The sequence below is a fragment of the Roseococcus sp. SDR genome (genome assembly GCF_019083995.1).
Lineage (GTDB): Bacteria > Pseudomonadota > Alphaproteobacteria > Acetobacterales > Acetobacteraceae > Roseococcus.
The window spans coordinates 162,151-183,801 of sequence record NZ_JAHRCU010000007.1 but is presented as its reverse complement, the minus strand read 5'-3'; the positions used below and the strand labels follow the sequence as shown (position 1 = coordinate 183,801).

At 70.5% G+C, this 21,651-nt stretch carries 22 protein-coding genes; 15 read left to right on the top strand and 7 right to left on the bottom strand.

Features of this window, described 5'->3' with window-relative positions:
- The first annotated feature begins 26 nt into the window (after positions 1-26).
- From KTR66_RS10340 to KTR66_RS10310, 7 genes are read left to right on the top strand one after another with little or no spacing between them, the layout of a single operon-like run.
- Positions 27-728: a DUF1028 domain-containing protein gene (locus KTR66_RS10340; protein ID WP_213612515.1), complete on the top strand. Its 702-nt coding sequence runs from the start codon at positions 27-29 to the stop codon at positions 726-728.
- On the top strand, positions 725-1,690 hold the full coding sequence (locus KTR66_RS10335) for an ABC transporter ATP-binding protein (protein WP_213612514.1): 966 nt from the start codon (positions 725-727) through the stop codon (positions 1,688-1,690). The genes KTR66_RS10340 and KTR66_RS10335 overlap by 4 nt, the downstream gene beginning before the upstream one ends.
- Positions 1,687-2,715 (top strand): ABC transporter ATP-binding protein, encoded by a 1,029-nt coding sequence (locus KTR66_RS10330; protein WP_213612513.1) that lies wholly within the window; start codon positions 1,687-1,689, stop codon positions 2,713-2,715. The genes KTR66_RS10335 and KTR66_RS10330 overlap by 4 nt, the downstream gene beginning before the upstream one ends.
- Positions 2,712-4,226 carry an ABC transporter substrate-binding protein gene (locus tag KTR66_RS10325; protein ID WP_249732004.1) on the top strand — a complete coding sequence of 505 codons (1,515 nt, stop codon included), beginning with the start codon at positions 2,712-2,714 and terminating at the stop codon, positions 4,224-4,226. The genes KTR66_RS10330 and KTR66_RS10325 overlap by 4 nt, the downstream gene beginning before the upstream one ends.
- A 4-nt stretch (positions 4,227-4,230) precedes the next feature.
- Complete coding sequence (locus tag KTR66_RS10320) at positions 4,231-5,178, top strand: ABC transporter permease (protein ID WP_213612512.1); 948 nt, start codon at positions 4,231-4,233, stop codon at positions 5,176-5,178.
- Entirely contained in the window at positions 5,175-6,044 is an 870-nt protein-coding gene (locus KTR66_RS10315) for an ABC transporter permease (protein ID WP_213612511.1), read from the top strand. The genes KTR66_RS10320 and KTR66_RS10315 overlap by 4 nt, the downstream gene beginning before the upstream one ends.
- A 31-nt stretch (positions 6,045-6,075) precedes the next feature.
- Complete coding sequence (locus tag KTR66_RS10310; protein WP_213612510.1) at positions 6,076-7,023, top strand: alpha/beta fold hydrolase; 948 nt, start codon at positions 6,076-6,078, stop codon at positions 7,021-7,023.
- Between the two features lie 18 nt (positions 7,024-7,041).
- On the opposite strand, the gene KTR66_RS25285 is transcribed toward KTR66_RS10310, so the two are convergent.
- On the bottom strand, positions 7,042-7,404 hold the full coding sequence (locus tag KTR66_RS25285) for a DUF4189 domain-containing protein (protein WP_371819081.1): 363 nt from the start codon (positions 7,402-7,404) through the stop codon (positions 7,042-7,044).
- Positions 7,405-7,990: 586 nt separating this feature from the next.
- Here KTR66_RS25285 and KTR66_RS10300 point away from each other — a divergent pair.
- The gene (locus KTR66_RS10300; protein WP_213612508.1) at positions 7,991-8,398 is read left to right on the top strand and encodes a hypothetical protein; all 408 of its coding nucleotides are present in this window, start codon (positions 7,991-7,993) and stop codon (positions 8,396-8,398) included.
- Here KTR66_RS10300 and KTR66_RS10295 read toward each other — a convergent pair.
- Positions 8,376-9,077: an alpha/beta fold hydrolase gene (locus KTR66_RS10295; RefSeq protein WP_213612507.1), complete on the bottom strand. Its 702-nt coding sequence runs from the start codon at positions 9,075-9,077 to the stop codon at positions 8,376-8,378. The two genes, KTR66_RS10300 and KTR66_RS10295, sit on opposite strands and share 23 nt — an antisense overlap.
- Positions 9,078-9,279: 202 nt before the next feature.
- Here KTR66_RS10295 and KTR66_RS10290 point away from each other — a divergent pair, with 202 nt between their 5' ends.
- The 7 genes from KTR66_RS10290 (at position 9,280) to KTR66_RS10260 (ending at position 17,225) form a co-directional block, all read left to right on the top strand.
- Entirely contained in the window at positions 9,280-11,112 is a 1,833-nt protein-coding gene (locus KTR66_RS10290) for a DEAD/DEAH box helicase (protein ID WP_249732024.1), read from the top strand.
- 87 nt (positions 11,113-11,199) lie between these two features.
- The gene (locus KTR66_RS10285) at positions 11,200-12,036 is read left to right on the top strand and encodes a c-type cytochrome (RefSeq protein ID WP_213612505.1); all 837 of its coding nucleotides are present in this window, start codon (positions 11,200-11,202) and stop codon (positions 12,034-12,036) included.
- A 78-nt stretch (positions 12,037-12,114) separates the two neighbouring features.
- A complete protein-coding gene (locus tag KTR66_RS10280; RefSeq protein WP_213612504.1) occupies positions 12,115-13,317 on the top strand; it encodes an acyl-CoA dehydrogenase in 1,203 nt (400 codons plus the stop codon).
- 155 nt (positions 13,318-13,472) lie between these two features.
- Positions 13,473-14,732, top strand: coding sequence for a class I SAM-dependent RNA methyltransferase (locus tag KTR66_RS10275; protein WP_213612503.1), 1,260 nt, complete (start codon positions 13,473-13,475; stop codon positions 14,730-14,732).
- 37 nt (positions 14,733-14,769) lie between these two features.
- Positions 14,770-15,744, top strand: coding sequence for an MBL fold metallo-hydrolase (locus tag KTR66_RS10270; protein WP_213612502.1), 975 nt, complete (start codon positions 14,770-14,772; stop codon positions 15,742-15,744).
- A gap of 98 nt (positions 15,745-15,842) precedes the next feature.
- Positions 15,843-16,820: an MBL fold metallo-hydrolase gene (locus KTR66_RS10265; protein ID WP_213612501.1), complete on the top strand. Its 978-nt coding sequence runs from the start codon at positions 15,843-15,845 to the stop codon at positions 16,818-16,820.
- Positions 16,821-16,940: 120 nt separating this feature from the next.
- The gene (locus tag KTR66_RS10260) at positions 16,941-17,225 is read left to right on the top strand and encodes a hypothetical protein (protein WP_213612500.1); all 285 of its coding nucleotides are present in this window, start codon (positions 16,941-16,943) and stop codon (positions 17,223-17,225) included.
- Between the two features lie 3 nt (positions 17,226-17,228).
- Here KTR66_RS10260 and KTR66_RS10255 read toward each other — a convergent pair whose 3' ends face one another.
- The 5 genes from KTR66_RS10255 to KTR66_RS10235 are packed head-to-tail and all read right to left on the bottom strand — an operon-like array spanning position 17,229 to position 21,573.
- Positions 17,229-17,774: a hypothetical protein gene (locus KTR66_RS10255; protein WP_213612499.1), complete on the bottom strand. Its 546-nt coding sequence runs from the start codon at positions 17,772-17,774 to the stop codon at positions 17,229-17,231.
- Positions 17,774-18,943, bottom strand: a complete 1,170-nt coding sequence (locus tag KTR66_RS10250) for an MFS transporter (protein WP_213612498.1) — start codon at positions 18,941-18,943, stop codon at positions 17,774-17,776. The genes KTR66_RS10255 and KTR66_RS10250 overlap by 1 nt, the downstream gene beginning before the upstream one ends.
- Positions 18,940-19,611: a hypothetical protein gene (locus KTR66_RS10245; RefSeq protein WP_249732003.1), complete on the bottom strand. Its 672-nt coding sequence runs from the start codon at positions 19,609-19,611 to the stop codon at positions 18,940-18,942. Before KTR66_RS10245 ends, KTR66_RS10250 begins: the two co-directional genes overlap by 4 nt.
- A complete protein-coding gene (locus tag KTR66_RS10240; RefSeq protein WP_213612497.1) occupies positions 19,604-20,599 on the bottom strand; it encodes an ABC transporter ATP-binding protein in 996 nt (331 codons plus the stop codon). The genes KTR66_RS10245 and KTR66_RS10240 overlap by 8 nt, the downstream gene beginning before the upstream one ends.
- A complete protein-coding gene (locus KTR66_RS10235; protein WP_213612496.1) occupies positions 20,596-21,573 on the bottom strand; it encodes an ABC transporter ATP-binding protein in 978 nt (325 codons plus the stop codon). Before KTR66_RS10235 ends, KTR66_RS10240 begins: the two co-directional genes overlap by 4 nt.
- Positions 21,574-21,651 lie beyond the last annotated feature (78 nt).

Here is a 21,651-nt window from a genome sequence, read left to right as displayed (position 1 = left end):
CGCCGCCCCGCCGCATGACGCGCGACATGACCTGGTCCCTCCTCGCCCGCGATCCGCAGAGCGGAGAATTGGGCGTCATCGTCGCGACGCGCTTCTTCGCGGTGGGCGCCCTCTGCCCGCGCGCTGAAGCGGGTGTCGGCGCACTCGCCACCCAGGCGCTGATCCACCCGCTCTACGCCCCGCGCGGAGTTGACGCTTTGCGCTCAGGCACGGCGCCGGAGGAGGCGCTGGCCGCGCTGCTCGCCGCCGATGCGGGGCGGGAATCCCGGCAATGCCACATCCTCTCGGCGGATGGGCGCATCGCCCAGCACACCGGCAGTGACTGCGTGCCCTGGTGCGGCGCGGTGCGGGCGGAGAATGTCTCGGTCGCGGGCAACATGCTGGCCGGCCCGCGCGTGGTCGAGGATACACTGGCCGCCTTCCTCGCCGCGCCGCATTTGCCGATGGCCCTGCGCCTGATCCATGCCATGGAAGCGGGCGAGGCGGCGGGCGGCGATGCGCGTGGCAAGCAATCCGCCGCGCTGATCGTGACGTCCAACGACCCCTACCCGGATCTGGACCTGCGCGTGGATGACCATGCCGACCCGCTGGCCGAGCTCCGCCGCCTGCATGGTGTGGCGCAGCAGCGCTTCGTGCATTTCCGCCGCTTCCTCCCCGGTGCCGACCATCCGGGCGTCTTCGACCGTGCGGTGATCAACGCCGCGCTCGCCAAGGCGGGCGTCGCATGAACGCGCTCGAGGTCGATGGCCTCTGCATTGATTTCCATACCGAGCGCGGCGTGCTGCGCGCGGTGGATGGCCTCTCCTTCGCCGTGGCGCCAGGCCGCACGCTGGCCATCGTCGGCGAGAGCGGCTGCGGCAAGTCGGCCACCGCGCTCTCCATCCTGGGCCTGCTGGCCGAGAATGCCGCGGTCTCGGGAAAGCTCACCCTCGCCGGTCAGGCGCTGACGCCGGAGCGCCAACGCAGCGCGCGCGGGCGGGACCTGGCCATGATCTTCCAGGAGCCGATGACCAGCCTGAACCCCGCCTTCACCGCGGGCGAGCAAGTGGCCGAGGCCCTGCGCCTGCATGCGGGACTGAACGCGCGCGACGCGATGGACCGCGCCGTCGCCATGCTGGAGCGCGTCCGCATTCCGGAAGCCGCGCGGCGCGCGAAGCAGTATCCGCACCAGCTTTCGGGCGGCATGCGCCAGCGCGTGATGATCGCCATCGCGCTGGCCTGCAAGCCCAAGCTGCTCATCGCCGACGAGCCGACCACGGCGCTGGACGTCACGGTGCAGGCGCAGATCCTGGCGCTGCTCGATGAGCTGAAGCGCGAGACGGGAACGGCCGTGGTCCTCATCACCCATGATCTCGGCGTGGTGCGCGACCATGCGGATGAGGTGGCGGTGATGTATGCCGGGCGCCTCGCCGAACGCGCGCCCACCGCCGCGCTCTTCGACCGGCCCGAGCACCCCTACACCATCGGCCTGCTGGGCGCGGCACCCCGCCTGGATTCCCGCCGCGCGCGCCTCGCTTCCATCGAGGGAACGGTGCCGGATCTGCGCACCCCCCCGCCCGGCTGCCGCTTCGCCCCGCGCTGCCCCTTCGCCATCCCCGCCTGCGAGGCGCTGCCGCCGCTCGCGGAGGTGACGCCCGGCCATCTCGCCGCCTGCCATCGCGCGCCGCTGGATCAGGTGCTGGCCGCATGAGCGCGCTTCTTCAGGCCGACGGCCTCGTCAAGCACTTCCCCTTCCGCGACAGCCTGGGCCGCACGCGCGGCGCGGTGCGCGCGGTGGATGGCGTCTCGCTCGCCGTGCCGCGCGGCCGCGTGCTCGCCATCGTGGGCGAGAGCGGCTGCGGCAAATCCACCCTGGGCCGCCTGCTGCTGCGGCTGATCGAGCCCGATTCCGGCAGTCTGCGCTTCGATGGCGAGGATGTGCTGGCCCTGCCGCCCGCCGCGCTGCGCGCCCGTCGGCGTGAGATGCAGCTCATCTTCCAGGACCCCTTCGCCAGTCTCGACCCGCGCATGACGGTCGAGGCCGCGATCACCGAGCCGCTGATCCTCCACAAGCTGCATCGCGGGCGGGAGCGCGCGCGCGTCGCCGAATTGCTGGAGCGCGTGGGACTACGCCCGGAGCTCGCGCGCCGCTGGCCGCATGAGTTCAGCGGCGGGCAGCGCCAGCGCATCGCCATCGCCCGCGCGCTGGCTTCCGAGCCGCGCCTCATCATCGGCGATGAGCCCGTTTCCGCCCTCGACGTTTCCGTGCAGGCGCAGGTGGTGAACCTGCTGGGTGACCTGATCCGCGATCTCGGCCTCACCTTCGTGCTGATCAGCCATGACCTCGGCGTGGTCCGGCAGATCGCCGATGAGGTGGCGGTGATGTATCTCGGCCAGGTGGTGGAGCAGGGGCCAGCCGAGACGCTCTTCCACGCGCCGCGCCACCCCTATACCCGCGCGCTGCTCGCCGCCGTGCCCGGCCAGGGCGGAACGGCAAAGCTGCTGGAGGGCGATGTGCCCTCGCCCGTCTCGCCACCGCCCGGCTGCCGCTTCCACACGCGCTGCCCGCACGCTGAGCCCCTCTGCCGCGAGCAGGTGCCGCTTCTGCAAGGCGAGGCGCATCGCGCCGCCTGCCATTTGCAGGAGAGCCTGCCCGCCGTGCCCCCGATCCGCGAGGCCGCGGCCGATGCACGCCTCGCCCGACTGCAAGCCTATTTCACGGAGCAACCCGCATGATCCGCCGCATTCTTCTGGCCGCCTGCGCCGCTATCGGCCTCTCCGCCGGCATCGCTGACGCGCAAGCCCAAAACCTCCGCATCGGCCTGCGCGAGGATCCGGACATCCTCGACCCCACCCTGGCGCGCACCTTCGTCGGCCGCATCGTCTTCGCGAGCCTGTGCGACAAGCTCTTCGACATCAATGAGCGGCTGGAGATCGTCCCCCAACTCGCCACCGGCTATAGCTGGGAGGATCCGCGTACGCTGCTCATCACGCTGCGCGAAGGTGTGCGCTTCCATGATGGCGAGGTGATGGACGCGGAGGCGGTGCGCTATAGCCTGAACCGCCACCTGACGATGCAGGGCAGCTTCCGCCGCAGCGAGATCAACACCATCGAGGCGATGGAGGTGGTGAGCCCGACGCAGATCCGCATCAAGCTGACGGCGCCCTCCGCGCCCTTCCTCAGCCAGCTCACCGACCGCGCCGGCATGATCGTGAGCCCCAAGGCCGCCGAGGCCGCGGGCCGCAATTTCGGCAACCGCCCCGTCTGCGCCGGGCCCTTCCGCTTCGTCGAGCGTGTGGCGCAGGACCGCATCGTGGTGGAGCGCTTCCCGGAATATTGGAACGCCGGCGCCATCCATCTGAACCGCATCACCTACCTGCCGATCCCGGACAGCACGGTGCGCCTCGCCAACCTGCAATCGGGTGCCTTGGAGATGGTGCAGACCATCGACCCCGATGACGTGCCGGCCGTGCGCCGCAACAACCGCCTGCGTCTTTCGATCAGCGATGAGCTCGGCTACCAGGGCATCACCATCAACACCGGCAATGGCGCCCGCGCGCAGACGCCGATGGGCCAGAATGCCCGTGTGCGCGAAGCCTTCGAGCTGGCGATCGACCGCGATGCGGTGAACCGCGTGGTCTATGAGGGGATGTTCGCCCCCACCGCGCAGCCCGTGCCGCCGGCGAATCCCATGCATGTCCGCGATTTCCGCCCCGAACCGCGCAATGTGGAGCGCGCCCGCGCCCTGCTGCGCGAGGCGGGCGTGACGACGCCCGTGCGCGTGGAAATGACCGTGCCGAACAACCCGGATCTCCGCCAGGCGGGCGAGGTGATCCAGGCCATGGTGCGCGAGGCGGGCTTCGAACTCCGCCTGAACGCGACGGAATTCGCCACCTCGCTGCAAGCCGCGGCGCGTGGCGAATTCGAGCTGTACCTGGTGGCCTGGTCGGGCCGCGTGGACATTGACGGCAATCTCTGGGCCTTCACCCATTCGCGCGGCGCGCAGAATGACGGGCGCTACAGCAACCCCGAGGTGGACCGCCTGCTGGATGCCGCGCGCGTGGAAGCCAATCCCGATGCGCGGCGCGCCCTCTACGCCCAGGCCTATCAGATCGCCTTCCGGCAGGACCGCCACCGCATCTACCTGTGGCACCGCAAGAACATCGTGGCGCACACGGCGCGGCTCAACGGCTTCGTCAGCGTGCCGGATGGCCTGATCCGCCCGCAGGGCATGCGTCTGCAGTAACCCCATGGCCCTCTGGCTCCTCCGCCGCCTCGGGCAGGTCATCCCGACGCTGCTCATCCTCTCGGTGCTGGTCTTCGGGCTGCAGCAGCTGATGCCTGGCGACCCGGCGCTGATCCTGGCGGGCGAGGAGCGGGGCGACCCGCAGGTGCTGGCGCAGATCCGCGCCGAACTGCTGCTCGACCGGCCGCTGGCGGAGCAATATCTGCACTGGCTGGTCCGCGTGCTGCACGGGGATTTCGGCTTCTCCTGGCGCATCCGCATGCCGGTGGGGCAGCTCATCCTCGAGAAGCTGCCCGTCACCTTCCAGCTCGCGGCGATGAGCTTCGTCATCGGCGTGCTGATCGGCGTGCCGGCGGGCGTGCTCAGCGCCGTCTGGCGGGACCGGCCGTCCGACTGGGCGATCAATGGCGTGGCGCTCTTCGGCATCTCCATGCCGAATTTCTGGCTCGGCATCATGATGATCCTGCTGTTCAGCGTGCAATTGGGTTGGCTTCCGCCGAGCGGCTATGTGCCCCTCTGGGAAGACCCGGTGATGAGCCTGGAGACGACCATCATGCCGGCCTTCGTGCTCGGCACCGGCGTCGCCTCCGTGCTGATGCGCCACACCCGGGCCGCCATGCTGGGCGCGCTCAGCCAGGATTATGTGCGGACCGCGCGCGCCAAGGGCCTCTCGGAGAAGCTCGTCGTCGGCAAGCACGCGCTGCGCAACGCGCTGATCCCGGTGGTGACGCTGGGCACCATCGAGTTTGGCCGGCTGCTGGCGGGTGCCGTGCTGACCGAGCAGATCTTCTCCATCCCGGGCTTCGGCAAGCTGGTGGTGGATGCGGTGTTCAACCGCGACTACCCGGTGGTGCAGGGCGTGGTGATGGCCACCGCGCTGATCTTCGTGACCCTCAGCCTGATCGCCGACATGCTCTACATGGCCATCAACCCGCGGCTGCGCACGGCATGAGCGTCGCCGCCATCGAGTCCGGCGAAAGCCCCGGCCGCCGCGCACTGCGCCGCTTCGCGCAGCACAAGCTCGCCATGTTCGGCCTCGTCGTCGTCGTCATCTTCGTGGCGGCCGCCGTGCTCGCTCCCTGGATCGCGCCCTATGATCCGCTGGAGACCAGCTGGTCCCGCCTGCGCCAGCCGCCCTCCTGGGCGCATCCCTTCGGCACCGACGAGAACGGGCGGGACGTGCTGAGCCGCGTGCTGCATGGCGCGCGCGCGAGCCTCATGGCCGGCGTCATCGCGGTGGGCGGTGCCGCGCTGATCGGGGTGCCGATCGGGCTGCTCGCCGGCCTTGGCGGCAAGTGGATGGACATGGTGATCAGCCGCGTGGCCGATGCCATGCTCTCCATCCCCTTCCTCATCCTCGCCATCGCGCTCGCCGCCTTCCTCGGCCCCGCGCTCGAGAACGCGATGCTCGCCATCGCCATCTCCGCCTCGCCCATCTTCGTGCGGCTTGCGCGCGGCATGGCGCTGGATGCGCGCAGCACCGACTGGGTGGAGGCGGCGCGCGCCATGGGAAATCCGCCCTGGCGCATCGGCCTGATGCACGTGCTGCCCAACATCCTCCCGCCGCTTCTCGTGCAGGCGACGCTCGCCATCGCGGAGGCGATCATCGCCGAGGCCTCGCTGAGCTTCCTGGGTCTCGGGCAGCAGCCGCCCAACCCCTCCTGGGGCTCGATGCTGAACTCGGCGCAACGCTTCATCGAAAGCGCGCCCTGGCTCGCCATCTTCCCCGGCCTCGCGATCTTCCTGGTGGTGCTGGCCTTCAACCTGGTGGGCGACGGGCTGCGCGACGCTCTCGATCCGCGGAGCCAGAAGCGTTAGCCTTCCTCCAAAGACGAATTGGAGGAACCTGATGCCCAGCCGCCGCAACACCCTGACCGCCGGCCTCGCCGCCGCCGCCGCGCTGCCTGGCGGCGTGACGCTGGCCCAGGCGCCCGCGACACCCGCGCCCGCCGCCCCGGCGGGGCCCGCGCTGCCCTACCGCGCGCACAACATCCGCACGCCGGATGGTCTGACCCTCGCCGCCTATGAGTATGGCAACCCGAACGGCCCCGCGATCCTCTTCCTGCACGGCTATGCCCAGGCCGCCCTGTGCTGGGACCGGCAGGTGCGCGACCCCGCCTTGGCTCGCGACTTCCGCATGGTGGCGCTCGACCTGCGCGGCCATGGCATGAGCGACAAACCCGTCGGCAACGAGCACTACCGCAACAGCAAGCTCTGGGCCGATGACGTGAAGGCGGTGATCGAGCAAACGCAGCTCGCGCGCCCCACGCTGGTCGGCTGGTCCTATGCCGGGCGGCTGATGGGCGACTACGTGGCCGAATACGGCACCGGCGCCATCGGCGCGATGAACTGGGTCGCCGCCACCTCCTCCACCGCCGATACCTCGCGCTATGGCCGCGCGTTGCGCCACCTGGGCCCGATGGGCAGCGCCGACCCCGCGACCGCCATCGCCGCCACCATCGCCTTCCTGCGCGACTGCTTCGAGGTGCAGCCCAGCGCCAACGACTTCGAGGTGATGCTCTCCTTCAACATGATGGTGCCGCGCCATGTGCGACTGGGCCTGGGCGGCCGGCCCATCACCTTCGAGAACCGGCTGCGCACGGTGGATGTGCCGGTGCTGGTCACGCATGGCGTGCTGGACAAGGTCTCGGACATCAGCATGGGGCGGCACACCGCGGCGCTGATCCCCGGCGCGCGGCTCAGCGAATATCCCTTCATCGGGCATGCGCCCTTCTGGGAGGACGCGCCGCGCTTCAACCGCGAACTGGCGGAACTGGTGCGTACAGCACGGCGTTGATGGCTCCCGCGGCGTGTTTCAGCGGGCGCCGCACTCCGCATGCACGATGCGGCAGGTGAGCGCGCCGCGCTCGCGCAGTGCGCAGGCATCCCGTGCCATACGCTCGGCATCGGCCGGATTGCCGGCATTGCCGAGGGTGATGGCACGGACCACGTAGGTGCGAGGATCGCTGGTCATGAAAAAGGCGCTGGGCGCGCGCCGCACGCCCTCCATCACGGCCACGCAGCTGTCATTGAACTCGACCTGGAGTGAGCAGCTGCCGCCCCGTCCGCGGCAGGTGGTTTCCGCCATGCGATGCGCCTGCGTCCGGTCCCGCTGCCCGACGGAGACGCCGTAGGTCATGGCTGGTGGGATGCCAATGTAGAAGGCGCCATAGGTCATGCCGGGCCTATGGGTCGGCGGCGGTGGGGCGCGGCTCGCGGCCTGTGCTGCGCCGGGCGGTGGCGTCGTCGGTCGTCCGCGCTGCTGCTGTTGTTGTTGCTGTTGCTGCTGTGCGTTCGGCTGGGCCGGCTGATGGGGCCGCACCAGGGCCGAGGGCGCCGCCGCCTGCGAACCGGCCGGCCTGGCCTGGCCCGGCGCGTCACGGCTGATCGGCTGTCCGGCCATGCATTGCACGAGGCATTGCCGCTGGTCCGGCGAGGGCGTGCCTTGACCGACGCGGCAGGCGACGCGGCAGGCGTTGCTCGGCTGCTGCTGCTGTGCCGCCGCCGGCAGTGCCAGCACAAGGCCGGCGAGGAGAAGGAAGAAGCCCCGCATCAATCCAACGCCGCCGCCTCCGGCCCCATGATGCCGCCGCCGCGCCGGCGAGGGCACGTGTCGAGCGGCAGGATCTCGGGCCAAGTTTGCCTATGGTCGGAAGGATGATGCGGCAGGCATGTGCTGAGCGCAATCCGGACCGGCACGCTCGGAAGCATTCCCGCGCCGCCTTCATCCCATCGCGAGCCGCCCTGCTCTATAGTGGCAGCCGATGCGCCTTCTCGCCGCCCTTCTCGCGCTCGCCTGGAGCGCCACCGCCGCCGCGCAGGAATGGCCGCGCAACCCGACGGGGCCGCGTGCCGAGACGCGCGGCGCTGGGCGTGTGGCGGAGGCGCGTCCGCTGGGCCAGCCGCGCAGCCCGCGGGCGAGCGCGGCCGCCCTCGCCTCGGCCCGCGCTTTCCTCTGCCCGCATGGCGGCACGCCGCAGGGGCGGGGGCGGTGCACGCGTGGCCCGGGCATCGGCGCCGCCGGCACGGGCTGGCTCGGCGATGACCCCTCGGTGCGCGACTGGGACCAGGGGCTGCCGCCGCCGACGCGCGCCCAGGCGCCCTGCCCGCCGGGCACCACCGCCATCCCGGCGCGGGATCAGCCGAGCATCACGCGCTGCGTGGCAGGCTGAGCCAATCCTCCAGCGTGGCGCGCACCACCTCGGGCGCCTCCATCGTGGGCAGGTGGCCGCAGCCGGCGAAGCGCGCCTGGCGTGCGCCGGGGATCAGGGCGGCCATCTCGTCATGCAGCGCGGGCGGCGTCAGCAGATCCGCATCGCCGCAGGCCACCAGGGTGGGCACGCCGATGCCTGGCAGGCCAGGGCGGGAATCCGGCCGCGCCATGATGGCGCGCTGCTGCCGGAGAAAGCCCTCCACGCCCACGCGTTCGGCCATCGCCATCACCTCGCCGGCGAGCGGGCTCTCGAGGCGCGTGGGGTGCAGCAGCATCGGCAGCAACCGCGGCGTGACGCCCTTGAAGGCGCCGCGCCCCGCCAGCGCGATGAGGTCGAGCCGGCGCTGCGTCTGCTCCGGCGTATCGGGCCGGGCGGAGGTGTCGAGCAGCGCCAGATGCGTGACCCGCGCCCCCGCCTGGCGCCAGACCTCAAGCGCCACATAGCCGCCCATCGAGAGGCCGGCGACCGCGAAATACGGCACATCCGCCACCAGCCCGAGCGCGCGGCGCGCCATGGCGGCGACGCTCTCATCCTGCGTCAGGTCGGCGATGCGGGCATCGGCGCCGGCGGGGATGCAGTCACGCCAGAGGCGCGCATCGCAGAGGAGGCCGGGCAGCAGCAGCAGGGGAATCGCCATGTCAGCGGCATAAATCGCGCGCGCGGGCGGCGCAATTGCCCGGTTTCCGGTTGCAAGCTGCCCGTTTCGGGCGCATATGCCCCCCGTTGAAGAAGAGGGCGGCAGGTCCGCCCGAGCGGCCCTGCGCCTGCGCGCGGGCCCCCTTAGGCCAGGATGCCCCATTTTGAACGAGACCACCCCGAACGCCGCCGTGGCGAGTGACATGCCCGGAGAGAGCCTTCCCGCCGCCGACGCGGCCACCACTGCCGCCACCGAACAACCGGCCGCCGAGATCGTCGCCGAAGCGCCTGCCGAGCCGGTCGAGACCGTCGCGGCGGAAGCCCCGGACGCCGAAGACGCTGAACCCGCCGCCCCGCGCGCCGTCTTCGCCGATCTTGGCCTCTCCGACGAGATCGTCCGCGCCGTCACCGAGGCCGGCTACACCCACCCGACCCCCATCCAGGAACAGGCCATCCCCATCGTGCTGATGGGCCGGGACGTGCTGGGCTGCGCGCAGACCGGCACCGGCAAGACCGCCAGCTTCACCCTGCCGATGATGGACATCCTGGCCGGCAGCCGCGCCAAGGCCCGCATGCCGCGCAGCCTGATCCTGGAGCCGACGCGCGAGCTGGCGCTCCAGGTGGCCGAGCAGTTCGTGAAATACGGCAAGCACCTCAATCTGAACCACGCGCTGCTGATCGGCGGCGAGAGCATGAACGACCAGCGCGACGTGCTCGAGAAGGGCGTGGACGTGCTGATCGCGACCCCGGGCCGCCTGCTCGACCTCTTCGATCGCGGCCGCATCCTGATGGCCGATTGCAAGCTGCTGGTGATCGACGAAGCCGACCGCATGCTGGACATGGGCTTCATCCCCGATGTCGAGCGCATCGTGCAGATCATCCCGCGCCTGCGGCAGACGCTGTTCTTCTCGGCCACCATGGCGCCCGAGATCCGCAAGCTGGCCGATGCCTTCCTGCAGAACCCGAAGGAGATCACGGTCGCGCGGCCCGCGACGGTGGCCACCACCATCACCACCGGCCTGCTCTACGTGCAGGAGCGCGACAAGCGCGAGGCGCTGCGCCGGCTGATCCGGCGCGAGCAGGTGCAGAACGCGCTGATCTTCTGCAATCGCAAGATCGACGTGGACATCCTCTACAAGTCGCTCAAGCGGCATGGCTTCTCGGTCGGCGCGCTGCATGGCGACATGGACCAGTCCGCCCGCTTCGCCACGCTGAACGCCTTCAAGGCGAATGAGCTGCAGCTGCTCGTCTGCTCCGACGTCGCGGCGCGCGGCCTCGACATCGGCGGCCTCAGCCACGTCTTCAACTTCGACGTGCCCTTCCACTCGGAGGACTATGTCCACCGTATCGGCCGCACCGGCCGCGCGGGGCGCGAGGGCCATGCCTACACCATCGCGACGGCGGATGATGGCAAGCTGGTCCAGGCCATCGAGAAGCTGACCGGCGCGGTGATCCCGCGCATGGAGGTGGACGGCCTCGATCCCGTCACCGAGGCCGAGATTGCCGAGGCGGCGACGCGCCGGCGTGGCCGGGGCGGCGCTCGGCCGGGCGGACGGCCCGAGCCGAGCCGCGGCGGCCGTGACCGGGGGCGCAGCGACAGCCGCGGCCGTGGCCCGCGCCGCGACGCCGAGGAGGCCACCGCGCGGGACGAGGCTCCGCGCGCGGAGGCCCGCGAAGATCGCTCTCGCCGCGATGATCCGTCGCGCCGGAGCGATGGCCGTCCGACACGCGAAGATTTCCGCCGTGAGGAAGCCCCGCGCGGTCGTGACCGGGACGAGGCCCCGCGTGGGCGCGGCCGTGATGAGGCTCCACGTGGGCGCGACCGTGACGATATGGGCCCAGCCGTGCGCGGTTTCGGCGACAGCATCCCGGCTTTCATGCTGATCCCCATCCCCCGGCCGAAGCGTCCGGCGGCGGAAGCGGCAGCCGAGACCGTCGCCGAGGCCCCGGCAGCGCCCCCCATCGAGATGGCGACCGAGGTCATGACGCCGGCGGAAGCGCCTGTCGCTGCCGAGGGAACCGAAGCCGCCGCCTGACGCGGCTTTCCCTTGCAGCCGCCGCGCCCCCTTCCCTAACCTTCCGTCAACGATATGACGAGGAGGGCGGCGATGCGGGGGTGGTTGGTGGCATTCGGTCTTGGCCTTGCGGCGATGGCGGCCGAGCCGCAGGCCCAGCCCGCCCCCGGTCAGCTGGAGCGCGGCCGCTACCTTGTCGAGATCGTCGGCCATTGCGCCAATTGCCATGCGAGCCGCGGGCCGGATGGCGCGCCGCTGCCCGGGCGTGGCCTGGCCGGCGGCTGGGTGATCGAGGAAGGCCCGATGCGGGCCGTGGTCCCCAACATCACGCCGGACCGCGAGACCGGCATCGGCAACTGGACCGAGGCGCAGATCATCCGTGCCATCCGCGAAGGCAAGCGCCCCGATGGCAGCAATATCGGCTGGCCCATGCCGATCGATTTCTACAGCCGCATCTCCGATGCCGATGTCGCCGCCATGGCCGCCTATCTCCGCACCGTGCCGCCGGTGCGCAACGCGGTGCAGGGCCGCTCCACCTATCCCTTCCCGGTGCCCGCCCATCCGGCCGTGGCCAACGTCCCGCCCCCGGCTGACAACCCGGTGGCGCGCGGCGCCTATCTCGCCGGCCCCATCGCGCATTGCCTGGACTGCCATTCCGGCCGCGGCCCGGACATGCGGCTGATTCCGGGGCGCGAGGGCGCGCAGGGCCTCTCCTTCACCGGCCCCTGGGGCACCGTGGTGGCGCGCAACCTGACGCCCAGCACCACAACCGGCATCGGCAACTGGACGCTGGCACAGTTCACCCGGGCGCTGCGTGAGGAGATCGGCGCCGATGGCCGGCCCCTCATGCCACCCATGGGGCGCGGGCGGGTCTGGGCCGCGATGACGGATCAGGACATCGCCGATCTTTTCGCCTATTTCCGCAGCCTGCCGCCGTTGGATTAAGGGTTGCGCGGGCCATGGCCCTGCCCAACTCAGGCATGTTAAAGCCAGCGCGCCAGCATCGCCGGAAGGAAGAAGCTCATGAACATCGTCTCGCCCGCCATCAAGTCGAAGCCCGCGCCCTTCCAGTGGGACGACGCCTTCCTGCTGGATGAGCAGCTCACCGAAGACGAGCGGATGATCCGCGACGCCGCCCGCGCCTTCTGCCAGGACCGGCTGATGCCCGGCGTGCTGATGGCCAACCGGCACGAGACCTTCGACCGCTCCATCATGAACGCCTTCGGCGAGCAGGGTTTCCTGGGCGCCACCCTCGAAGGCTATGGCTGCGCCGGCGTCAGCTACGTCGCCTATGGCCTGATGGCCCGCGAAGTGGAGCGCGTGGACAGCGGCTATCGCTCCGCCTTCTCCGTCCAGTCCAGCCTCGTGATGTTCCCCATCCACGCCTATGGCTCCGAGGCGCAGAAGCAGAAATTCCTGCCCAAGCTGCGCACCGGCGAATGGGTCGGCTGCTTCGGCCTGACCGAGCCCGATGCCGGCTCCGACCCCTCCTCCATGCGCACCCGCGCGAAGAAGGTGGATGGCGGCTGGCTCGTCTCCGGCTCCAAGACCTGGATCACCAACTCGCCCATCTCCGATGTCTGCCTGGTCTGGGCGAAGGATGACGAAGGCACGCTGGGCGGCTTCCTGCTCGAGCGCGGCATGAAGGGCCTCACCACGCCGAAGATCGAGGGCAAGTTCTCGCTGCGCCCCTCCATCACCGGCATGATCATGATGGATGAGGTCTTCGTCCCCGATGAGAACCGCCTGCCGGGCGTGCGCTCGCTGGCCGGCCCCTTCTCCTGCCTCAACCGCGCGCGCTACGGCATCGCCTGGGGCGTGCTGGGCGCCGCCGAGTTCTGCATGCACGCCGCGCGCGACTACACGCTGAACCGCAAGATGTTCGGCAAGCCGCTGGCGCAGACGCAGCTCATCCAGAAGAAGCTGGCCGACATGGAGACCGAGATCACCTTGGGCCTGCAGGCGGCACTTCGCGTCGGCCGCCTCTTCGACGAGGGCAAGGCGGCGCCGGAGATGATCAGCCTGATCAAGCGCAACAATTGCGGCAAGGCGCTCGACATCGCGCGCATGGCGCGGGACATGCACGGCGGCAATGGCATCGTGGACGAGTATCACGTGATCCGCCACGTCATGAACCTCGAGACGGTGAACACCTATGAGGGCACGCATGACGTGCATGCGCTGATCCTCGGCCGTGCCATCACGGGGCTGAACGCATTCGGGTAATTCCCCACAAAAACGCCTTCGGCATTTTTGTGGGGGCCCCGGTTTGGTGCTGATCCTGCCGGGGCGGTTCCTCCTCATGTGGCGAAGCCACATGAGGGCCATGGCGGGCGCGCCGTTGCGCGTGTCGCTTGTTCTGGAAGGTTGGTCCCGGCCCGATGCTTGAACTTGCGGTCACGCAGATGGGGGCAGGGGGTGATGGCATTGCGCCGCTGCCCGATGGTGGGTCGGCCTTTGTCTCCTTCACCTTGCCGGGCGAACGCGTTGCGGCGCGCGTGATGGGCAAGGATCGTGCGGTGCTGGAGGGCGTGCTCGCCGCCAGCCCCGATCGCGTCGAGCCACCCTGCCGGCACTTCACGCTTTGCGGCGGCTGCGCGCTCCAGCATTGGGCGGATGCGCCCTATGCCGAATGGAAGCGCGGGCGCTTGGCCGAGGCGCTCTCCCGCGCTGGCTATGCCGACCCCGACGTGGCGCCGATGATGGCCACGCCGCGCGCCGTGCGCCAGCGCGCCGATCTCGGGCTGGAACGCCTGACCGATGGCCGCGTGGAGATCGGCTTCCACGAACGCGGCGCGACCCATCTCGTCCCCATGCGCGAATGCCATGTGATGCTGCCAGCCCTCGTCGCGCTGCTGCCCGCGTTGCAGGACGCGCTGCGCGGGCTGAACGCGCTGAAGCGCCTGGGCTCGGCCGTCATCAACTGGCTCGATACGGGCGCCGATATCCTGCTGCGCACCGATGCACCGCTCACCATGGCCGACCGCAAGATGCTCGCGGAGTTCGCCGCCCGCGCGGGCATCCCGCGCATCGCCTGGGCCGGGAAGGGCGCACCGGCCGAGGTCGCGGCGCAGATCAAGCCGGTGCGGCACATGCTCTCGGGCGTGCCGGTCTCGCCGCCGCCCGGCGCCTTCCTGCAGGCCAGCGCCGAGGGCGAGGCCGCGATCATCGCCGCCGTCCTCGCCGGCCTGCCGAAGAAGATGTCCCCCCGCGCCCGCATCGCCGATCTCTATGCCGGCATTGGCACGCTCTCCTTCCCGCTCGCCGCCAATCACGTCGTTCACGCCTATGAGGGCGACCCCGCGGCGGCCGAGGCGCTGCGCCTGGCCGTCAACGCCGCCCAGGCCTCGCGCGTGCAGCCCGCGCGGCGGGACCTGGTGCGCCAGCCCCTGCTGCCGGCCGAGCTCAAGAACTTCGCGACCGTGGTGCTCGATCCGCCCTTCGCGGGTGCCGCCGAGCAGGTGGCGCAGATCGCGCGCAGCACGCTGCCGCACCTCATCTATGTCTCCTGCAGCCCGGCGGCACTGGGGCGGGATGCGGCGGTGCTGCGGGGTGCGGGCTTCCAGTTGGTCTCCGCCGCGCCGGTGGACCAGTTCCTCTGGTCGCCGCATTTGGAAAGCGTGGTTGTATTTGCGCGATGAAAGTTTATCTCCCTGATCGCTCCAGGGAGATCATCAGATGATCGCGTCCAACCGCCGCATGCTCTTTGCCGGCTCCGCCGCTTTCGCCTCCGCGCTGGCGCTGCCGGCCGCCGCGCAGCAGGCCGCCGCCCCCGCCCCCGCGGCCCAGGCCCCCGGCTTCTATCGCTTCCGCGTCGGCGGCTGGCTGGTCACCACCGTGCATGACGGCTTCTTCCGCCGCCCGCTCGAAGGCTTCGTGCGCAACGCGCCGCTGCCCGAGGTCCAGGCCGTGATGGCCGAGAGCTTCCTGCCCGGCGATGCGCTGACCATCAACTTCACCATCACCTTCGCACAGCGCGGCGACACGCTGGTGGTCTTCGACGCCGGCAACGGCGTGACGGCGGCCGGCGCCACCAATGGCCGCATGATCGCCAACATGGCCGCCGCCGGCATTGATCCGGCCCGCGTCACCCACGTGATCCAGAGCCATTTCCACGGCGACCACATCAACGGCCTGCTGAATGCCGAGAATGGCCGCGCCTTCCCCAATGCCGAGATCATTGTCCCCGCTCCCGAATGGGCCTGGTGGACGGATGAGGGCAACACGACGCGCAGCCCCGAAGGCCAGCGCCCCACCTTCGCCAATGCGGCGCGCCGCTTCGGCCCCTATCAGGGCCGCGTCCGCCAGATCACGCCGGGCGGCGAGGTGATTCCGGGGATCAGCTCCATCGCCGCGCATGGCCATACGCCGGGCCACACCATCTACCGCATCAGCGATGGCGCGGATCAGATGATCTTCCTGGCCGACGTGACCAACCGCCCCGAGCTGATGGCCCGCCGCCCCGACTGGCAGATCGTCTTCGACTTCGACGGCGACGCCGCCGCCGCCACCCGCCGCCGCATCCTCGACATGGCGGCGACGGACCGCGTGCGCGTGACGGGCTATCACTTCCCCTTCCCGGCGAACGGCTTCTTCACGCGGGATGGCCAGGGCTATCGCTTCGTCCCGGCCGACTGGTCCAGCGCCGTCTGATCGCGCCTTCCCGCCCGGCATCGCCCGGGCGGGCCTCTCTCCGGCCAGAGCGCGGCCGGCCTTGCCAGACATCCAACCCCTTCTCGGAGAGACATGTCATGACAGACCGCCGCCATCTTCTGGCCGCCACTGGCGCGCTGCTCGCCGCCCCCGCGCTGATCGGCGCCGCGCAGGCCCAGACCGCCGCGCCTGCGCCCGCCCCCTCCCAGGCGCCCGGCTTCTATCGCTTCCGCGTCGGCAGCTTCCTCGCCACCACCGTGTGGGACGGCTTCGCGCCGCGCCAGAATCCCGGCACCGGCTGGATCGTGAATGCCGACCAGGCGGCCGTCGAGGGCGCGCTGCGCGATGCCATGCTCTCCACCGCGCGGCTGGATAATCCCTTCATCGTCACCTTCCTGGAGACGCCCGCCGGGCTGACCATGTTCGACAGCGGCACGGGCGGGCAGCTCGCCCCCACCGCCGGCCGCATGCGCGAGAACCTGGCCGCCGCCGGCATTGATCCGGCCCGCGTCACGCGCATCCTCGTCAGCCATTTCCATGGCGACCACATCACCGGCCTGACCACGGCCGAGAACGCCGCCGTCTTCCCCAATGCGCAGGTCTTCGTGCCGGAGGTCGAATGGGCCTTCTGGACCGATTCCTCGAACAGCGGCCGCGTGCCGGAATTCCAGCGCGGCACCTTCGCCAATGTCACGCGCCGCTTCGGCCCCTATCAGGGCAAGGTGGAGCGCTTCGCCGCCGGCGCCGAGATCCTGCCCGGCGTGCGCGCGGTCGCCGCCTATGGCCATACGCCCGGCCACACCGTCTTCCATGTGGCCGACGGTGCCGATCAACTCTTCGTGACGGCCGACACCGCCTCCCGCCCCGAACTTTTCCTCCGCAATCCGGGCTGGACGAGCATCTTCGACATTGACGGCCCGACCGCGACGGCGAGCCGTATTGCCATCTTCAACCGCATCGCGGGTGAGCGCGCGCGCATGACGGCCTATCATTTCCCCTTCCCGGCCAATGGCTTCGTTCAGCGCATGGGCGATGGTTTCCGCTTCGTCCCGGCCGATTGGACCAACGCTCTGTAATCGGCGTTACCTATCGTCGAGATCGTTTTCCCGGCCTCACGCCTATTGAGGCCATGGCGGTAATTCTTCCTTCACCGGCGGGGGACATCCTCCCGCCCCCGAGAAAGAAGGACCACCGCCATGCGCCGCTTCGCCACCATCGCCGCCGCCGCCCTGATGATCGCCGGTTTCGCGGGTGCCGCTTCCGCGATCTTCTCCAGCAGCGCCTCCGCGCAGGGCATCTCCTCCAACGGCGTGGTGTACGGCCAGTCCTGGAACCTGCCGCAGGACTTCTCCAGCCTGGAGCGCATGACCGCCGCCCAGGGCTCGGGCTCCGCCGCCGACCGTGCCGCCCGCGCCGCCCGCCAGGCCCAGTTCAACCGCAACTTCCCCGGCACGCCGATCCGCCGCACGGCCGCCCGCTGAAGCTCAACGCGGGAAGCAGGGAGCAAGCAGCGCCCGCAGGCGGGTGGCATCCGCGGCGGAGACCAGGAGCCGCGCCTCGATCGCCGGGCCGCGCGGCTGCCACTGGGTCCAGCTGAGCTGTGCCTGCCCCAGCGTCAGCGGCGCCAGCAGGCGCGCGACCTCACCGAGCCGCGCCACCTCACCCCGCCGGGCGGCGTAAAGCCCGAACTGGAAGGGCGCATCCTCCGCCACGCCGATCGAGCCGCTGACTTCCGCCTGCATCCGGGCCGCCGCGCCGCCGGCCTGGCTTTCCAGCGCGGTTCGCCGCCCGGCCCGCGCATCGGGCCCCTCGAAGGCGTCGAAATTGAATTGGGGGCGCAGCGTGGCATGGCGCGGGATCGCGAGCTCCAGGCCCAGCACACCGGTCACCTGCGGGCCCGCATTGTTCGAGCAGAGGAAGGTGAAGCGCACCGCGCGGCGGTCATCACCCAGGCGCGCCTCGCCGGAGAGGGTGAGTGTCTGGCCCAGGGCCGGTGTCATCATCGCGAGCAGGAAGAGAAGCGCGCGCATCAAGCCTTGTCCCTCAGGGCCAATACGAAGCTCGCCGCGCCCAGCACACCCACGGCGGCGAGAATCCAGGGGACGGACCCATACCCGCCCTGTGCCTCCCAGATGAGCGCGACCGTGATGGGGCCAAGGGTGCGCGGCAGCACGGCGATCAGGCTGAGCGCGCCGGTCACCGCGCCATAGCCCTCGCGCCCCAGGATTTCGGCGGTCCCGGCGGCGCGGACGATGGTGAGCAGACCATCCGCCACTGCCCAGCAGAAGACGAAGGGCAGCAGCCAGACGAAGGCGGCCGGCGCGCCGCCCAGCCAGAGCAGCGCCATCGGCAGCAGCAGCATGGCTCCGAGCCCGACCCACCGCGTCGAAGCGCGGGAACCCGCGACGTAGAGGGCCGCGCGCGCCGCCACCTGCAAGGGGCCGTGCAGGGCCACCAGCAGGATCACGCTCGCCTCCGACAGCCCGGCTTCGCGCAGCAGCGGCACGAGATGCGCCCCGAGCGAGACGCCGATGAAGGCATGCGCGGCGAAGCACAGCGCGAGGCCCCAGAAGGCCGGGCGGCGCAGCGTGCGGCGGTAGGCCTCATCGCTGTTGCGCCGCTCATGCGGCGTCGGCGCCTGGGCCCCCGCGAATTGCCACCAGGCCGTCACCGCCGGCAGCAACTGCACTGCGGCCAGGATCCACAGCGCGCCGCGCCAACCGAAGCCGGCGATGAGCCCGGCCACCAGTGGCACGAAGATGGTGCCGGCGAAGCCGGTGACGAAGGTGATGGCGGTGATGACGCGCATGGGCTGCTTCGCCAGCGCCACCACCACCGCCATGGCCGGGCCCCAGAGCGCCGTCGCATGCGCCACGCCGAGGCCGATCCAGACGAGATAGAAGAGCCAGAGCTGATCCGTCATCGCCCAGGTGGCGAGCATGGCGCTGCCCAGCACGCTGCCCCAGGCGAGCGGCGCCTGGCCGCCATGCCGGTCCACCCAGCGGCCGACCGGGATGGCGAGGATGCCGGAGAGCAGGATGCCGATGGTGAAGGCGCCGTTGATCTCCGCCCGGCTCCAGCCCAGCGCCGCCTCCATCGGCTGCACCATCAGCGCGAAGGGGATGAAGAGCGTGCCCCAGCCGATGGTCTGGGTCAGGGCCGTCCCGAGAACGAGCGCGCGATCGGAGGTGCGGTTCACAACGGGATGAGGATGCCCCGATCCGCGTGAAAGCGCGAGAAGGTCTCGGGCGAAAGCCGCACATCGCGTTGCTGCGCCGCACCAATGCCCGAGGGGTTGTGGAAGCGCCAGCGTCCCGCCTCATCCGTGCCGAAGACCAGCACGAGATGCCCGCCCTTGCGGGGCGGCTCCACCTCCGGCGTGCGGATCGCGGCATGGACCGAGGCGATGTAGAATTCGCCGGGTGCCAGGCGCGGCATCGGCTCGTCCAGCACGATGCGCGCCGCGATCCCGCGCTCATTCAGCCAGCGCACGGCGCCGACATAGATCAGCCCGCGAATATCGCCATCCGGCTGCTCGACATAGCCGCCGAGCGGCTGCACGCCGCGGCGCAGATCATGGATCGTGTGATGCCGCCCGCGCGCGGCCATGGCCATCTTCAGGCAGGCCATCCCGCAGAGATGCTCGGCCCAGCGGGCATATTCGGCGATGTCGGCCGCACCGGATTCCGCCCAGCGCGGATCGGTCGCCGCATCGCGGCCGTCGAGAAATTCCCCCACCAGCTCGGGTGATTCCCATTGCGCGAAATAGGGCGGGATCACAGGGTCCTCCGGCGGGGATGCGGGCGGCGCCGTGGTGCAGCCCGCGAGCAGGGCGAGCACCGCGAGGCGCCGCCCCGCGTCAGCCATTCAGATGGCAGGCCGAGAAATGCCCGGGCGCGATCTCCCGCAGCTTCGGGACTTCGACCTTGCAGCGCTCTGTCGCATGCGGGCAGCGCGGATGGAAATGGCAGCCGCTGGGCGGGTTGAGCGGCGAGGGGATCTCGCCCTGCACCACCGCGAAGGCCCGCTTGCGCGCCTCGATCCGCGGCACGGACGACAACAGCGAGGACGTGTACGGGTGGTTCGGCCGCGCGAAGACCTCCTCCGCCGGCGCCTGCTCCACCACGCGGCCGAGATACATGATCACCACGCGGTCGCTCAGATGCTCCACCACGCCGAGGTCATGGCTGATGAAGAGATAGGTGAGGTCGAGCTCCGCGCGCAGCTTCATGAAGAGGTTGAGGATCTGCGCCTGGATCGACACGTCCAGCGCCGCCACCGCCTCGTCGCAGACGATGAATTCCGGCTTCACGGCGAGTGCGCGGGCGATGCCGATGCGCTGCCGCTGCCCGCCGGAGAACTGGTGCGGGTAGCGCTTCTTGAAGGCGGGATCGAGGCCGGCGCGGCGGATCTGCTCGTCCACATATTCATCGAACGCCGCACGCGTCGTGATGCCATGCACCAGCGGCGCCTCGCCCACGATGTCCTGCACCTTCATGCGCGGATTGAGCGAGGCGTAGGGGTCCTGGAAGATCATCTGGGCGCGGAGCTGCGCCTCCTTCTTCGCGGCCCCGGTCAGCGCGTTCACATCCGTGCCGCGCCACATCACCGTGCCCTCGGAGGGCGGCATGATGCCGGCGACGACGCGGCCCAGCGTGGACTTGCCGCAGCCGGACTCGCCCACGAGGCCGACCACCTCGCCCTTGCGGATGGAGAGGTTCACGCCATCCACCGCATGGACGACCTCCTCGCGCACGGGGGCACCGAGGCGCTTCGCGATCTTGCCGGCGAAGTCGAGCTTCTTCTCGAAGCGCTTGCTGATGCCGCGCAGCTCGATGATGGGCTGCTCGCTCATGCCGGCACCTCGTCCAGATGCGGGTGGATGCAGCGCGCCTGGCGGCCGGGCAGCAGCGCGCGCAGCGGCTGATCGGCCAGGCAGGCCTCATCCGCGCGCGGGCAGCGCGTGCGGAAGGCGCAGCCGGCGGGCAGCTTGAGCAGGGAGGGCGTCATGCCCGGAATCTGCCGCAGCGGCTCGCCCCGCTTGTTGCGGCTGGGGACGGAACCGATCAGGCCATGGGTGTAGGGGTGCAGCGGCCGGTCCAGCACTTCGGAGACCGGGCCATCCTCGACGACGCGGCCCGCATACATGACGGCGATGTCGTCGGCGAGGCCGGCGACGACCGAAAGGTCATGCGTGATCCAGATCAGGCTCGTGCCCGTATTGGCGGCGAGCTTCTGCACCTCCGCCAGGATCTGGCCCTGGATGGTCACGTCCAGCGCCGTGGTCGGCTCATCGGCGATGATGAGTTCCGGCCGGTGCAGCAGCGCGATGGCGATGGCCACGCGCTGGCGCATGCCGCCCGAGAACTGGTGCGGGTAGGATTTCAGCCGCTCATCCGGCGAGGGGATGCCGACCATGCCCAGCGCATCGCGCGCGCGCTGGCGGGCTTCCTCCTTGCTCACCTTCTCATGCGCCAGGACCGTCTCGATCATCTGCGTGTCCACCCGGAGCACCGGGTTCAGCGTCATCATCGGATCCTGGAAGATCATGGCGATGCGGTTGCCACGCAGGTGGCGCATCTCCTCCTCGCTGATCGTGGCGAGGTTGCGGCCCTGGTAGAGGATCTCGCCCTCCACCACGCGGCCCGGCGGATCCACCAGGCCGATGATGGAGAAGCCGGTCACGGTCTTGCCGGAGCCGGATTCACCCACGAGCCCCATGACCTTGCCGCGGCCCACGGTGAAGCTCACGCCGTCCACCGCCTTCACGATGCCGGCGCGGGTGAAGAAATGCGTGCGGAGGTTCCGCACTTCGAGTGTGGTTGTCATGAGAAAAAGCCTCCGGCGGCTGGGGCCTCAGGCCCCAGACCCCATTTGATTGGAAGGGGTCCGGGGCCCCCGGCCCCG